The organism is Nonomuraea helvata (assembly GCF_039535785.1).
GTDB classification, from domain to species: domain Bacteria; phylum Actinomycetota; class Actinomycetes; order Streptosporangiales; family Streptosporangiaceae; genus Nonomuraea; species Nonomuraea helvata.
The window spans coordinates 127,255-139,843 of sequence record NZ_BAAAXV010000005.1 but is presented as its reverse complement, the minus strand read 5'-3'; the positions used below and the strand labels follow the sequence as shown (position 1 = coordinate 139,843).

Genomic DNA, 12,589 nt, shown 5'->3' with positions numbered 1-12,589 from the left:
AGGCGAACTCGGCTCCCCGTTCTGTCATGTCCCCGTGCCCTGGCGCGTCGGCTCCAACAAGGGTGAGCGCCAGGTGCAGGGTCCCGCGTGTCGAATGCTCATCGCCCGGGCACCGCTCCGTTACTCTGCCCTCAACTCGCAGTCACGAGATCTCGTCATCGTCGAGTCGTAGTCCTCCCACACCCCGAGGAGACCCATGATCAGGCGACTCGCCGTCATCCTCGCGATCTCGACCACCGTCCTGACCACCCCCGCCCACGCGGCCACCGCCGTCACCGGCGTCGCCCACCGGGGCGCGTCCGCGTACGCTCCCGAGAACACCATCGCCGCCTTCGAGCTGGCGGGCAAGCAGCGGGCCGACATGTTCGAGCTCGACGTGCAGGAGACCAAGGACCACCAGCTGGTCCTGATGCACGACACGACCCTGACCCGCACCACCGACGCCGAGCGGGTCTTCCCCGACCTGTCCCCGTGGAAGGTCGGAGACCTCACGCTCGCCCAGATCCGCGAGCTCGACGCAGGCTCGTGGCTCTCCGGGGAGTACGAGGACGAGAGGGTGCCCACGCTCGGCGAGACGCTGAGCGAGATGAACGGCTCGGGCATGGGGCTGCTGCTGGAGATCAAGGAGCCGGGGCTCTACCCGGGCATCGAGGCCCGCGTCGCCTCCGAGCTGCGCCGCCATTCGAGCTGGCTCGCCCCCGGGCGGCTGGTGGTGCAGTCCTTCAGCTGGGCGTCGATGCGGACCTTCCACCGGCTGCTGCCCGGCGTGCCGATCGGGCTGCTCGGCACGCCGTCCACGGCGCAGCTGCCGGGACTGGCCAAGTTCGCCGACCAGATCAACCCGCCGTACACCACGCTGACCTCCTCGTACGTACGGCGCGTGCACGCACTCGGCATGAAGGTGCTCGCCTGGACGGTGGACGACCCGGACGTCATGCGCCGGATGCTGGCCTACAAGGTGGACGGGATCATCACCAACAGACCCGACGTCCTGCACGACCTCCTGAGCGCCTGACGAATAACCCCCGTGGGGCTGAGGTGTTCATGAAGCACTAGCCTGAATAGTGTGAAATATGGCGCTACGTTGGCCGTATTGCTGTCGGCCTGGTTCATGGCCCAGTTCGACTTCTTCGTCGTCAACGTGGCCGCCCCCTCCATCGAACACGACCTGAACGCGGGCCCGGCCGCCCTCGAGCTGATCGTGGGCGGCTACGCCTTCACCTACGCGGCAGGCATGATCACCGGAGGGCGGCTCGGCGACCGCTACGGCTACCGGCGGCTGTTCATCTGGGGCGTGGCCGCGTTCACGCTCGCGTCGGTCCTGTGCGGGATCGCCGCGAACCCGCCCCAGTTGGTGGCCGCGCGCCTGCTCCAGGGATTGACGGGCGCGGCGATGGTGCCGCAGGTGCTGGCCACGATCTCCGCGGTCTTCCCGCCGGAGCAGCGGGGGCGAGCCCTCGGCTGGTACGGCGTCGCGGGCGGCCTGGGCTCGATCGCCGGGCAGGTGCTGGGCGGCCTGCTGCTGACCACTGACGTGCTGGGGCTCGGCTGGCGGATCATCTTCCTGGTCAACCTGCCCGTCGGCCTGGTCGTGGCGCCGCTGGCCGTCCGGCTGCTGCCCGAGGTCGAGACCGCCCACCGCGCCAGGCTCGACCTGCCCGGCGCGGCGGGCCTGGCCGCCGGGCTGGCCCTGGTGCTGGTGCCGCTCGGCCTCGGCAACAGCCTGGGCTGGCCCGCCTGGACCTGGGTCAGCATGGCGGCGGCCGTTCCGGTGTTCGCGTTCACCTGGCACTGGCAGCGGGTGCTCGGAGCGCGCGGTGGGCAGCCGGTGCTCGACCTGGCGCTGCTCAAGGTCCACTCCTACCTGGCGGGTGTGGGGTCGATCGTCGCGTTCATGGCGTACTTCGCGTCGTTCATGTTCACGCTGACGCTGCTGCTCCAGGGCGGGCTCGGGCTGACGGCCTTCCAGGCAGGGCTGGCGTTCGCGCCGATGGGGGTGCTGTTCTCAGTGACCTCGATCCTGGGGACGCGGCTGGTCAGAAGGTACGGCCTGATCGTCGTCATGATCGGCGGCACGGTCACCGGGCTCGGCCTCACGCTGCTGGTGGTCACGGCCGGTCTCGGCCTGCCGTACGTCATGGCGGCGCTCATGCTCGTCGGCTCGGGCAACGGGCTGGTCCTGCCGCAGCTCATCGGGGCGGCGCTGGTCGAGGTCGCGCCGCACCAGGCCGGCATCGGGTCGGGCATCCTCAGCACGGCGCAGCAGTTCGCGGGCGCGGGCGGCGTGGCCGTGATCGGCGCGGTGTTCTTCGCGGCCGCCGAGGGCGGCCACCACGTCCTTGCCATGCGCTGGTCGGCCGGCATCGACCTGGTGCTGGTGCTGGTGGTGATCGCGTCGGTGGCCTACAACAGGCACCGCGCCATCAGGAGGACGCGGGCAGAGCGGTCCCGTACAGGCGCGAGGCCCGGATCCTGATCACCAGCCGCCGGTCCTCGACCATTTGGCGCAGGAACGTGTACGGGTCCTCGACGCTCTCGTGCATGGCGAGCAGCTCCATGCCCACCTCGTCGCCCGGCTCCGTGCTGACCGGCGACAGCTCCGCCTCGCCCTCGGCCACGGCGTACGACCAGAAGTCGTCGCTGGCCACGTAGAGCGCGCAGCGCGGGTCCTTGTGGAGCTGGCGGACCTTGAGCCGGTCGGCGATGGTCGAGATGCGCGCCACGCGCTGGTGCGGGTCCCAGGTGTAGATGACGGTGGACAGGTGCGGGTCGCCGCTGCCCTTGTTCGTGGCCAGCGAGCCGAACCGCTGGCCGGACAGCAGGCTCGAGAGCTCCTCGTCGCTGAGCGACCGGGGGGCCGGGCTCGTCTCTGGCCCGTACTCCTGCGACATTCGCCGTACTCCCTGCACGACCCATGCAAATGCGGATATGTCAGCCTATCCCCACCATCGGTGGGACTTGTGCCAGGCACGCCGCGCGAGCCCGTCGGGCAGGCGCTACGCCGTGCCCGATAAGTTTCAAGACGTGAATTTTGCCATTACCAGTGGATATGTCGTGCCGATCGACGGCGACCCCATCGACGGCGGCACCGTGCTCGTACAGAACGGGAAGATCACCGCGGTCGGCCGGGACGTGGCCGTGCCCGAGGGAACTCCCGTCGTGGACGCCGCGGGCGGCTGGGTACTGCCCGGTTTCGTCGAGGCCCACGGCCATCTTGGCGTGCATGAGGAGGCGGAGGGCTGGGCCGGTCAGGACACCAATGAGATGACCGACCCCAACGGCGCCCGCCTGCGCGCGCTCGACGCCATCAACCCCGCCGACCTGGCCTTCGCCGACGCGCTGTCGGGCGGCGTGACGACCGCGGTGATCAAGCCTGGCTCCGGCAACCCGATCGGCGGGCAGACGGTCGCGATCAAATGCTGGGGCAGGACCGTGGACGAGATGCTGGTCAAGGAGCCGGTGAGCGTCAAGAGCGCGCTCGGTGAGAACCCCAAGCGCGTGTACGGCGACCAGAAGAAGCTGCCCTCCACCCGGCAGGGCGTGGCCGCGGTGATCCGGGACGCGTTCATGAAGGCGCAGGACTACCAGGCCAGGCGGGCGGCGGCCGAGGCGGACGGCAAGCCGTTCGACCGCGACGGCACGCTGGAGATCCTCGCCCGCGTGCTGGACGGCGAGCTCCCGTGGTGCCAGCACACGCACCGGGCCGACGACATCGCCACCGCGCTCCGGCTGGCCGGCGAGTTCGGCTACCGGCTGATCATCAACCACGGCACCGAGGGCCACCTGCTGGCCGACACCCTGGCCGCCAGGAACATCCCCGTCATCATCGGCCCGCTCTTCACCAGCCGCTCCAAGGTCGAGCTGCGTCAGCGCTCGCTGCGCAACCCGGGCATCCTCGCACGGGCCGGGGTGGAGCTGGCCATCACCACCGACCATCCCGTCGTGCCGATCCACTTCCTCGTCCACCAGGCCACGCTGGCGGTCAAGGAGGGCCTGGACCCCGCCGAGGCGCTGCGCTCGATCACGCTGAACCCGGCCCGGATCATGGGCCTCGACGACCGGGTGGGCGCACTCAAGCCCGGCCTCGACGCCGACGTGGTGATCTGGTCGGGGGACCCGCTGGACGTCATGAGCCGGGCGCTGCGGGTGTTCGTCTCGGGCCGTGAGGTGTACACGTACGCCGACGGCGAGTCCGTCGTCGCGGATCCGTACTACCGGGAATCAAGTGACCGTTAAGCGGCTGTAGATGGGGGCCGCGCATAGTGGGCGCAGCGGTGGATAGAAAGGGATCACGATGACAGCGCAGCGGCCCAGCGTGGCACTCCTGATCGGCCTGGTCGTCTCCAGTGCCCTCGCCCTGCTCGTGTTGGCCGCCATGCTGGTGTCGGGCGGCCCTGTCGGGTTCGCCCTGTCGGCGCTGCTGGCCGTGGCCCCGCTCCCGGTGCTGCTCGCGGCCGTGCTCTCGCTCGACCGGCTGGAGCCCGAGCCCAAGCTGCACCTGGCGTTCGCGTTCGCGTGGGGTGGCGGGGTGGCGATCGTCCTGGGCGTCGCGCTCACGCTCGCGGGACAGGCGCTGTTCACCCGGGCCGGGCTCGGCGCCGCGGTCGTCGACGACGTGGGCAAGGTGCTGCTCGCCCCGCTGATCGAGGAGGCGCTCAAGGGCTCGGCGCTGCTGCTGCTCCTGCGCAGGCGGCAGGAGATCGACGGGCTGACCGACGGCATCGTGTACGCGTCCATGGCCGGCCTGGGCTTCGCCGCCGTGGAGAACATCGGCTACTACCTGCTGGCGTACGACGCGGACGGCGCCGGCGGGGCGGTCCAGCTGTTCGTGCTGCGAGGGCTCATCGACCCGCTCGGCCACCCCATCTACACCTCCTTGATCGGCCTCGGCGTCGCGTACGCGCTCACCCGCCGCACCCGGGCCAGGTTCGCCGCGATCCCGCTCGGCTACCTGGGCGCGGTCTCCCTGCACGGCCTCTGGAACGGCGCCGCCACCACGTCGTCACTGGCCTGGCTGGGGGCCGCGTACCTCGTGATCATGGCCGTGCTCGTGCTGCTGATCGTCGTGACCGTCGTCGAGCGCCGCCAGCTCGTCGCCAGGATGGGCCTCTACCTGCCCGGCTACCAGCAGACCGGCCTGGTCACGCAGGCCGACGTCCGCATGCTGAGCACGCTGTCCGCACGCAAGGCGGCCCGCAAGTGGGCCAGGAAAGCGGGGCTCGGCCGGGCCATGAGCGACTACCAGCACGCGGCGACCGAGCTGACCATGCTGCACGTGCGGGCCGAACGCCAGGACATGGACCCGGCCCGGTTCGCGGCGGAACGCGACACGTACCTGACCGCGATGTCCCACGCCCGCCGCTGGTAACCCAGCTCACCACCGCGCGGTGGGGGAGTCTCGCTCTGCGAAATGGCGCGGATTTACAGGCGCGGACCCTGACAAAATAGGGGAAACGCCGAAGGGAGAGCAGATGAGCTGGACGGAGATCGGGTCCGAGGCGGAGTTGCGTGAGGTGCTCGGTGAGGTCATGCCGAGGGCGGCGACCAAGGAGCGCGTACGGCTGCACGAACGCGACCGCGAGTGGCTGGCGGCCTCCCCGTTCTGTCTGATCGCCACGTCCGACGATGCCGGAAACTGCGACGTCTCGCCCAAGGGCGACCCTGCCGGGTTCGTCCACGTCATCGACGACGCGACCATCGCCATCCCGGACCGCCCGGGCAACCGCAGAGCAGACGGTTTCCGGAACATCCTCAAAAATCCGCATGTGGGATTGATCTTCCTGATCCCCGGCCGCCACGAGACCCTGCGCGTCAACGGCCGGGCCAGGCTCATCCGCGAGGCCCCGTTCTTCGACGAGATGATCGTCAAGGGTCACCGCCCGCACCTCGCGCTCGTGGTGGAGATCGAGCAGATCTTCTTCCACTGCCAGAAGTCGTTCCTGCGCTCCGCGCTCTGGAAGCCGGACACCTGGAACCCCGGTGTCCTGCCCGCGCACGCCAAGCTCGTCAAGGACGTGCAGGTGGTCGAGGAGACCCTCGAACAGCTGGAGGAGTACTACGGCGATGCCTACACCAAGCGCCTCTACGGCTGACGCGGAAAGCCGGCGTCAGGCGGCTGGGGTGGGACCGCCGGGAAACCGGATGATGTTGCGGCCGGTGTAGGCCCGCAGATCGATCACCTTGGGGTCGGCGGGTGGCTTGCGGTGGTCCGCGGAACGAATGTCGCGGACCTTGTGCCTGGCGATGTGTGGCGCCACCGCCACAAGCCTCTTGATCGTGAGCCCCCCGTGATGACTTTGTTACCTATGTATCTACAGAACCCACGATAAATTTGGTGTAAGGAGCGATTCAGTAGGGAAGCGGGCGACCCGCCGGCGTCCGCAGGTCCAGCTCCATGATCAGCCGCGTGCGCCGCTTGGCCGTCGACTTCGTGACTCTGACGCGTCTCATGGTCTCCCCCTCCCGAAGCCCGGCCCGTCTCTCCCGGCCCGGCGGCGGCAGGGCGGGCGCCTGTCGCCCGCCATGCGCGCCAACCTAACCGGCTACCTCCGATCGCTCAACGCATTTCCACGAATGGTCAGGTTCCGGGGGTGAGCCGGGCCGTGACCCCGATCCGGTTCCAGGCGTTGATCATCGCCAGGGCTACGACGAGCAGCCCCAGCTGCTTCTCGCTGTAGTGCCGCGCAGCCTCCTCCCACACCGCGTCCGGCACCGCCTCGCGGTCGGCCAGCCTGGTCGCCTCCTCCGTCAGGGCCAGCGCGGCCCGCTCGGCCGGCGTGTACACGGTGGCCTCCCGCCAGGCGGCGACCGACCAGAGCCGCTCGTCGCTCTCACCGGCCTTCTTCAGGTCCCGGCTGTGCATGTCCACGCAGTAGCCGCAGCCGTTGATCTGGCTGGCGCGCAGCTTGACCAGCTCGATGGTGGTGGTCGGCAGTTCGCTGTCGTGCAGCAGCTTCTCCACGGCGATGAAGTGGTGGTACGCCTGGGGGACCTGCTGTGCGACGTTGATCCGCTGGGTCATGTGTGCCTCCTCATGTTTCTTGCAAGAGGAGGACGGGACAGCCCCCCTACCTGTGACAACTTCCGCGAAAAAAGTGACATCTAACCCGCCATGGACGCGCTGAGCGCGGGGGATCCCCAGCGCATCGGGAATTACTGGCTCGCCGGCCGGCTCGGCTCGGGCGGGCAGGGCGTGGTGTACGACGCCTACGACGCCGAGGGCAACCGGGTCGCGGTCAAGGTGTTGCACGCGGCCGGCGATCGTGCGGTCCGCGGCCGGTTCGCGAAGGAGGCGACGGCCGCGAGACGGGTGTCGTCGTTCTGCACGGCGCGCGTGCTGGCCGCCGATCTGGACGGGCACCGGCCGTACCTGGTCTCCGAGTACGTGCCGGGGCCGAGCCTGGGCGCGGCCGTGCGCGAGGGACGCCGGTTCACCGGCGACGACCTGCACCGGCTGGCCACGGCGGTGGCCACCGCGCTGACCGCGATCCACGACGCGGGGGTCGTGCACCGTGATCTCAAACCGGACAACGTGCTGCTCGGGCCCGACGGCCCGCGGGTGATCGACTTCGGCATCGCCCGTACGCTCGACATGTCGCTGACCAGGACGGGCGAGGTGTCGGGCACGCCGGCGTACATGGCGCCCGAGGTGTTCACGGGGGAGCGGGCGGGCGCGCCCGCCGACGTCTTCGCGTGGGGCTCGATCATGGTGTTCGCCGCCACGGGACGCGAGCCGTTCGCCGCCGAGAACCTGGGCGGCGTCATGCACCGGGTGCTGTCGCACCGCCCCGACCTGAGCGCCTTGCCGCCGGGGGTGGCCGCGCTGGTCGAGGCGGCCATGGACAAGGACCCGGCGGCCCGTCCCGCGGCTCGCGACCTGCTGCTGGCCCTGGTCAGCGGGAACGGCTCCGACATCAGGGGACTGCTGGCGGCGGGCAGCAGGTCCGCCCGGGGCGTGCACGGGCCGGAGCAGGGCGATCCCGCGCTGGGGACGATCGCCGAGGACGCCTACGAGTCGCTGAGTCCCGAGGAGCGGGAGGTGGCGGCCGAGGTGTTCCTGCGGCTGGTGACCGTTGACGAGTACGGGCACGAAGCCGGGCGGTCGGCCGGGTACGACGAGCTGTTCGAGGGGCGTTCCGACCGGGAGTCGACGGCGGTCAGGCGGGTGCTGGACGCGTTCTCGTACGTGATCGCCAACGGCGACGGCACGGTGGCCCTGTCGCGCCCCGGCCTGCTGCGCGCCTGGCCGAGGCTGCGCATGTGGGTGGAGGCCGACCGCGACGGGCTGGCCCTGCTGAACGGCATCAACACCGCCGCCCGCCACTGGGCCGAGAACGGCAGGCGCGACGCCGACGTGCTCCAGGGCAGCCGCCTGGAGCAGGCGCTGAGCTGGGCCGCGACCGGTCGCCGCCACGTCACGCTGACCCCGTTCGAACGCGACTACCTGCGCGCCGGCACCGAGCTGACCAGGCGGCGGGCCAGGCGCAGGACGCTGACCACGGTCGCGCTGGCGGGGCTGCTGGTCGTGTCGCTCGTGGCCGGCGGACTGGTCGTCTGGCAGCGCCAGGAGACGGCCCGGCAACGCGACATCCTGGCCGCCAAGCAGGCGGCCACCGAGGCGGACCGCCAGCGGACCATCGACCCCTCCCTGGCGATGCTGCTGAGCGTGGCGGCGTGGCGGGTCTCGCCGGCGCAGCCGGAGGCCCGCTCCAGCCTGATGGCCTCGCTTCAGCAGCAGGAGACGGCCGTCTTCCGCGACCCGCCTGCCAGGGGCGCGGCGCAGCGGCTGCTCAGCCGCGACGGCCGCACGCTGGTCAGCGCCAGCGAGGGCGGTGTCAACGTGTACGACGTGCGCACCGGCAGGCGTACGGCGTCCTGGCCCCGCATGACGCTGAGCGGGACCATCGCGTTTCCGCCGGCGCTGAGCCGCAGCGGCCGCCTGCTGGCCGAGACCACCACCGAGAGTCTCGGCGTCTGGGACCTGACGACCGGCAGGAAGCTCCTCGAACGGCCGCTCCCCTCACCGGCCCAGGGCGGCTACAGCGTCGTGTTCGGCGAGCACGAGACCACGCTGACCGTGGTGTGGAGCTTGGAGGACATCTCCTACCTGCTCGACGTCTCGACCGGCAAGCGCTTCGGCAAGCCCGTCTTCGAGAAGCGCGGCGAGGCGGCACTGGGGCGCCCGCTCGTGGACCCGACGGGCAGGCACCTGCTGGTGCCGGGAGGCCGTTTGGATCAGTTCGCGCTGCCCGGATGGCAGGCGGAGCGGCCGTTCTCCTCCTGTGCGTATCATCCCGACGCAGTGGCGTTCAGCCAGGACGGCAGGACGCTCGCCTGCACTGACGGCGCCTCCATCGTGCTCGTCGACGCCGCCTCGGGCCGCGAGCGCGGCGATGGGATGATCTGCCACGCCTGCGGGTCCGAGGGCGGGTTGCGGTTCAGCCCGGACGGCCGCCACCTCGCCACCTTCCTCGGAAGGGACGTGCAGGCCTGGGACGTGCGCACTGGGAAGAAGGTGCTCGACTACCGCGCCGAGGGCGAGCTGACCGACGTCGCGTTCGATCCCGACGGCAGCACGCTCCGGTACGTCGTGGACGACGCGGTCGTCAGCGTGGACCTACAGCCGCGCACCCACGTGACGGCCGTGCCGGGCTCTGCCTATCTCAGCGAGGACGGCAGGTGGGCCGTGATCCGGTCCGGCAGGCGCTTCCTGATCTGGGACGTGGGCGCGGGTAAGGAGACCGGCCGTTTCTCCGCCGATTCGCCGGACGACTTCCCAGCCGACTTCTTCGGGACGAGGCTGGCCGTCGAGGACCTCAACGGCAGGGTCTCGCTCTGGGACCTGCGCACATCGACGAAGCTCTGGTCGGTACGGATTCCAGGGAAGGACGCCAGTCCCAGCGACGTGCACTTCAGCCCGGACGGCCGGCGGCTGGCGATGACCGTCGGGTACGGGCAGAGCCTGGTGTACAAGGAGGTCGTGCGCGACTCCGCCGACGGACACGTGCTGGGATCGTTCGACACGAGGTATCGCGGTGGGCCGTTCCTGCCGGGCAGCACGGCGTTCGCGTCGCCGGACCGCGGCAGGTTCGTCGACATCGGCACCGGTAAGCCCGTGGGAGCCGCGTTCGGCCCCACTGAGGCGCTCGCGATCAGAAAGGACGGGCTCCTCGCCGCGTACGAGTCCACGACCGGGCGGGTCGGGCTGTGGACGGTCGACGGGCCGGCGGCACCGCATCCCGCCCTGCCGCGAGCCGCCGGTGAGATCACCTATCTGGCTTTCTCGCCCGACGGCAAGACGCTCGCCACCACGGGGGACAGCCAGCTCCAGCTGTGGGACATCGAGTCCAGGCGGCGGCTCGGCGGGACCTACCTGTTGCAGGAGGGGGATCCGGAGTCGCTGGCGTTCAGCCCGGATGGAAGCACCGTCTACGTCGGGATGGAGAACGCCCTCCACGCGATTCCGGTCGACGGAGAGCGGGTCGCGCGGGAGGTGTGCGCGCGGGCCGGGCGTTCCCTGTCACCCGCCGAGTGGGAGCGGTACCTGGGCGGCGCGCCGTACCAGAACGTCTGCCCGTAGCGGACGGGGGCGGGTGCCCGCCTCCCGTCCACATGCGGAGCTGTTCAGCCCTTGCAGTTGTCCCAGTCCTTGCGGCCGCCCCAGGCCTCCACGCGGCCGCTGGGGTCGCGGGTCCAGCCGGCGTACCGCACGCACTTCCAGGCGCCGTCGATGTGGCCGGTCTCGGCGTAGTACTGGTACTTCTGCACGTCCTCCGACTTGCCGCCGTCCTTGACCTCCAGGTAGGCGCCGGTGAGCGTGCGGCTGCCCGTGTACGCGGTCTTGATCGCGGCCACGCAGTTCTTGCCGGAGCGCTTGTTGTACATCAGGAACACATGCCCGAACACCGCGCCCTCCCGGGTCTCCATCGCTCGGTGGCCGTCCTTGACGCGGTGGAAGCCGGAGCCACAGACGCGCTCGGGGGTGTAGGCGGCCGTGGCGGCGTACGCGGAGGAGGGGATGGCGGCGACACCGGCCGCGACCAGGGCGGTCGCGATGGCGGTTCGGATGAGCACGGTTTTTCCTTCGGCAGGGTATTAAGGACGTCGTTGATCTTTGCGGTGACACTACCGAAAATTGCACAGGGAGTTGTGGTAAATGCCGCTTATTGCGGTCTCTGCGGTCTGGGCCGTCTTCTGGGGCTCCTGGTCGGCCCTGCTGCCCGCCATCAAGCTGGAGCTGGGCATCTCGGCAGGCGATCTGGGGCTGGCGCTGAGCGCCGTGCCGGTGGGCGCCCTGCCGGCGATGGCGCTGGCCGGACGGCTGGTACGGGGCCGTGAACGGGCGGCGCTGATGACGACGACGGCTCTGTTCGGGCTGAGCGTGGCCGGGATCGGGCTGGTGACCGCGCCGTGGCAGCTCGCGGCGGCGCTGCTGGTGGTCGGCGCCGCCAGCGGAGCGCTCGACATCGCGCTGAACCTGGCCACCGGACGGGCCGAGCGCGAGACCGGCCGCCGCCTCTTCCAGCCGGTGCACGCGGCCTTTCCGATCGCGGTCATAGCGGCGGCACCCGCCACCGGCCTGGCCCGCTCCCTCGGCCTGAGCGTCGGCACGGTCCTCCTGCTCATCGCCCTGATCGTGATCGTCACGTCCTTGTCGGTCCTGGCCCTGCCGGCGGGCCAGGGGACACCCGTGAGCTCGCCGGACACCGGCAAGGGACGCCTGTGGGGCGCCGCGATCGTGCTGGGGGCGCTGGCGGCCTGCGTGCTGATCATCGAGAACTCGGTCGAGCAGTGGTCGGTGCTGCTCATGGAGGAGCACCGGGGCGCCGCCCCTCTGGTGTCGAGTGCCGCGCCCTCGGTCTACATGGCCGCGCTGACAGCCGGGCGGCTCCTCGTGCAGGCGCTGCCACGCGTGCCGTTGAAGGTGCTGTACCTGGTGGCGGGGTTAGGCGGGGGCGCGGGGATCGCCCTGGCGGGGCTCGGCGGGAGCGTGCTGATCTCCATGGCGGGCTTCGCGCTGACCGGCCTGGCGCTGGCGCCGCTGGTGCCCGCCCTGCTCAGCCGGGCCGCCGCCGACGATCCGAGCGGGACGCTGGTGTGGTGGGTCTCGACGATCTCGTACACGGGGTTCGTGGTCAGCCCGCTCCTCGTGGCCGGTCTGAGCGCCCGGCTCGGCCTGCCCATGGCCCTGGCCGCCCTCGGACTCCTGGGGCTGCCGTTGGTGGCCCGTTTCGCGGTGGATAAGTCATGAGTTTGGGGAAATTGATGGTTCTTTGGGGAAGAGAGACCACATAACCGGGTATCCCCCCGGCGGATCGACTACGAAGGGGATCACCATGGCTGTCTGCGAGACCTGCGGAAACGACTACGACATGGCGTTCGAGGTGCATGCGCAGGGAGCGGTGCACACGTTCGACTGCTTCCAGTGCGCGATCGAGGGCATGGCGCCCATCTGCGAGCACTGCGGCACCAAGGTCATCGGACATGGGGTGCAGTCCGGCGAGCACTGGTACTGCTGCGCCCATTGTGCGCGTGAGGAGGGCACCAAGGGCCTCGTCGACCGCGTCATGGCCTCCACCGGCACCTGAAC

General features: G+C 70.5%; 12 protein-coding genes. 8 read left to right on the top strand and 4 right to left on the bottom strand.

Features of this window, described 5'->3' with window-relative positions; all coding sequences use genetic code 11:
- The first annotated feature begins 196 nt into the window (after positions 1-196).
- On the top strand, positions 197-1,015 hold the full coding sequence (locus tag ABD830_RS19970) for a glycerophosphodiester phosphodiesterase (protein WP_344989239.1): 819 nt from the start codon (positions 197-199) through the stop codon (positions 1,013-1,015).
- A 51-nt stretch (positions 1,016-1,066) separates the two neighbouring features.
- Positions 1,067-2,476, top strand: coding sequence for an MFS transporter (locus ABD830_RS19965; protein WP_344989236.1), 1,410 nt, complete (start codon positions 1,067-1,069; stop codon positions 2,474-2,476).
- Here ABD830_RS19965 and ABD830_RS19960 read toward each other — a convergent pair.
- Positions 2,424-2,891, bottom strand: coding sequence for a PPOX class F420-dependent oxidoreductase (locus tag ABD830_RS19960; RefSeq protein WP_344989234.1), 468 nt, complete (start codon positions 2,889-2,891; stop codon positions 2,424-2,426). The two genes, ABD830_RS19965 and ABD830_RS19960, sit on opposite strands and share 53 nt — an antisense overlap.
- Positions 2,892-3,024: 133 nt before the next feature.
- Between ABD830_RS19960 and ABD830_RS19955 the strand changes: the two genes are divergently transcribed.
- The 3 genes from ABD830_RS19955 (at position 3,025) to ABD830_RS19945 (ending at position 6,092) form a co-directional block, all read left to right on the top strand.
- On the top strand, positions 3,025-4,236 hold the full coding sequence (locus ABD830_RS19955; RefSeq protein ID WP_344989232.1) for an amidohydrolase: 1,212 nt from the start codon (positions 3,025-3,027) through the stop codon (positions 4,234-4,236).
- A gap of 58 nt (positions 4,237-4,294) precedes the next feature.
- On the top strand, positions 4,295-5,368 hold the full coding sequence (locus ABD830_RS19950; RefSeq protein WP_344989229.1) for a PrsW family intramembrane metalloprotease: 1,074 nt from the start codon (positions 4,295-4,297) through the stop codon (positions 5,366-5,368).
- Positions 5,369-5,471: 103 nt separating this feature from the next.
- A complete protein-coding gene (locus tag ABD830_RS19945; protein WP_344989226.1) occupies positions 5,472-6,092 on the top strand; it encodes a pyridoxamine 5'-phosphate oxidase family protein in 621 nt (206 codons plus the stop codon).
- A gap of 15 nt (positions 6,093-6,107) precedes the next feature.
- Here the strand turns inward: ABD830_RS19945 and ABD830_RS19940 are convergent, their stop codons facing one another.
- Together ABD830_RS19940 and ABD830_RS19935 are read right to left on the bottom strand one after the other, a co-directional pair.
- Complete coding sequence (locus tag ABD830_RS19940; protein WP_344989223.1) at positions 6,108-6,257, bottom strand: hypothetical protein; 150 nt, start codon at positions 6,255-6,257, stop codon at positions 6,108-6,110.
- Between the two features lie 320 nt (positions 6,258-6,577).
- The gene (locus ABD830_RS19935) at positions 6,578-7,021 is read right to left on the bottom strand and encodes a carboxymuconolactone decarboxylase family protein (protein ID WP_344989220.1); all 444 of its coding nucleotides are present in this window, start codon (positions 7,019-7,021) and stop codon (positions 6,578-6,580) included.
- Positions 7,022-7,111: 90 nt separating this feature from the next.
- Between ABD830_RS19935 and ABD830_RS19930 the strand changes: the two genes are divergently transcribed.
- Positions 7,112-10,579, top strand: coding sequence for a protein kinase domain-containing protein (locus ABD830_RS19930; protein ID WP_344989218.1), 3,468 nt, complete (start codon positions 7,112-7,114; stop codon positions 10,577-10,579).
- 44 nt (positions 10,580-10,623) lie between these two features.
- Here ABD830_RS19930 and ABD830_RS19925 read toward each other — a convergent pair whose 3' ends face one another.
- Positions 10,624-11,073, bottom strand: a complete 450-nt coding sequence (locus ABD830_RS19925; protein ID WP_344989216.1) for a hypothetical protein — start codon at positions 11,071-11,073, stop codon at positions 10,624-10,626.
- An 82-nt stretch (positions 11,074-11,155) separates the two neighbouring features.
- On the opposite strand from ABD830_RS19925, the gene ABD830_RS19920 reads away from it, so the two are divergent.
- Positions 11,156-12,250 (top strand): MFS transporter, encoded by a 1,095-nt coding sequence (locus ABD830_RS19920; protein WP_344989212.1) that lies wholly within the window; start codon positions 11,156-11,158, stop codon positions 12,248-12,250.
- 85 nt (positions 12,251-12,335) lie between these two features.
- Positions 12,336-12,587: a hypothetical protein gene (locus tag ABD830_RS19915; RefSeq protein WP_344989209.1), complete on the top strand. Its 252-nt coding sequence runs from the start codon at positions 12,336-12,338 to the stop codon at positions 12,585-12,587.
- Positions 12,588-12,589: the final 2 nt, after the last annotated feature.

Coding starts and splice junctions, on each gene's coding strand:
- ABD830_RS19970 (WP_344989239.1), top strand. CDS start 197: ATGATCAGGCGACTCGCCGTCATCCTCGCGATCTCGACCACCGTCCTG.
- ABD830_RS19960 (WP_344989234.1), bottom strand. CDS start 2,891: ATGTCGCAGGAGTACGGGCCAGAGACGAGCCCGGCCCCCCGGTCGCTC.
- ABD830_RS19950 (WP_344989229.1), top strand. CDS start 4,295: ATGACAGCGCAGCGGCCCAGCGTGGCACTCCTGATCGGCCTGGTCGTC.
- ABD830_RS19945 (WP_344989226.1), top strand. CDS start 5,472: ATGAGCTGGACGGAGATCGGGTCCGAGGCGGAGTTGCGTGAGGTGCTC.
- ABD830_RS19935 (WP_344989220.1), bottom strand. CDS start 7,021: ATGACCCAGCGGATCAACGTCGCACAGCAGGTCCCCCAGGCGTACCAC.
- ABD830_RS19930 (WP_344989218.1), top strand. CDS start 7,112: ATGGACGCGCTGAGCGCGGGGGATCCCCAGCGCATCGGGAATTACTGG.
- ABD830_RS19920 (WP_344989212.1), top strand. CDS start 11,156: ATGCCGCTTATTGCGGTCTCTGCGGTCTGGGCCGTCTTCTGGGGCTCC.
- ABD830_RS19915 (WP_344989209.1), top strand. CDS start 12,336: ATGGCTGTCTGCGAGACCTGCGGAAACGACTACGACATGGCGTTCGAG.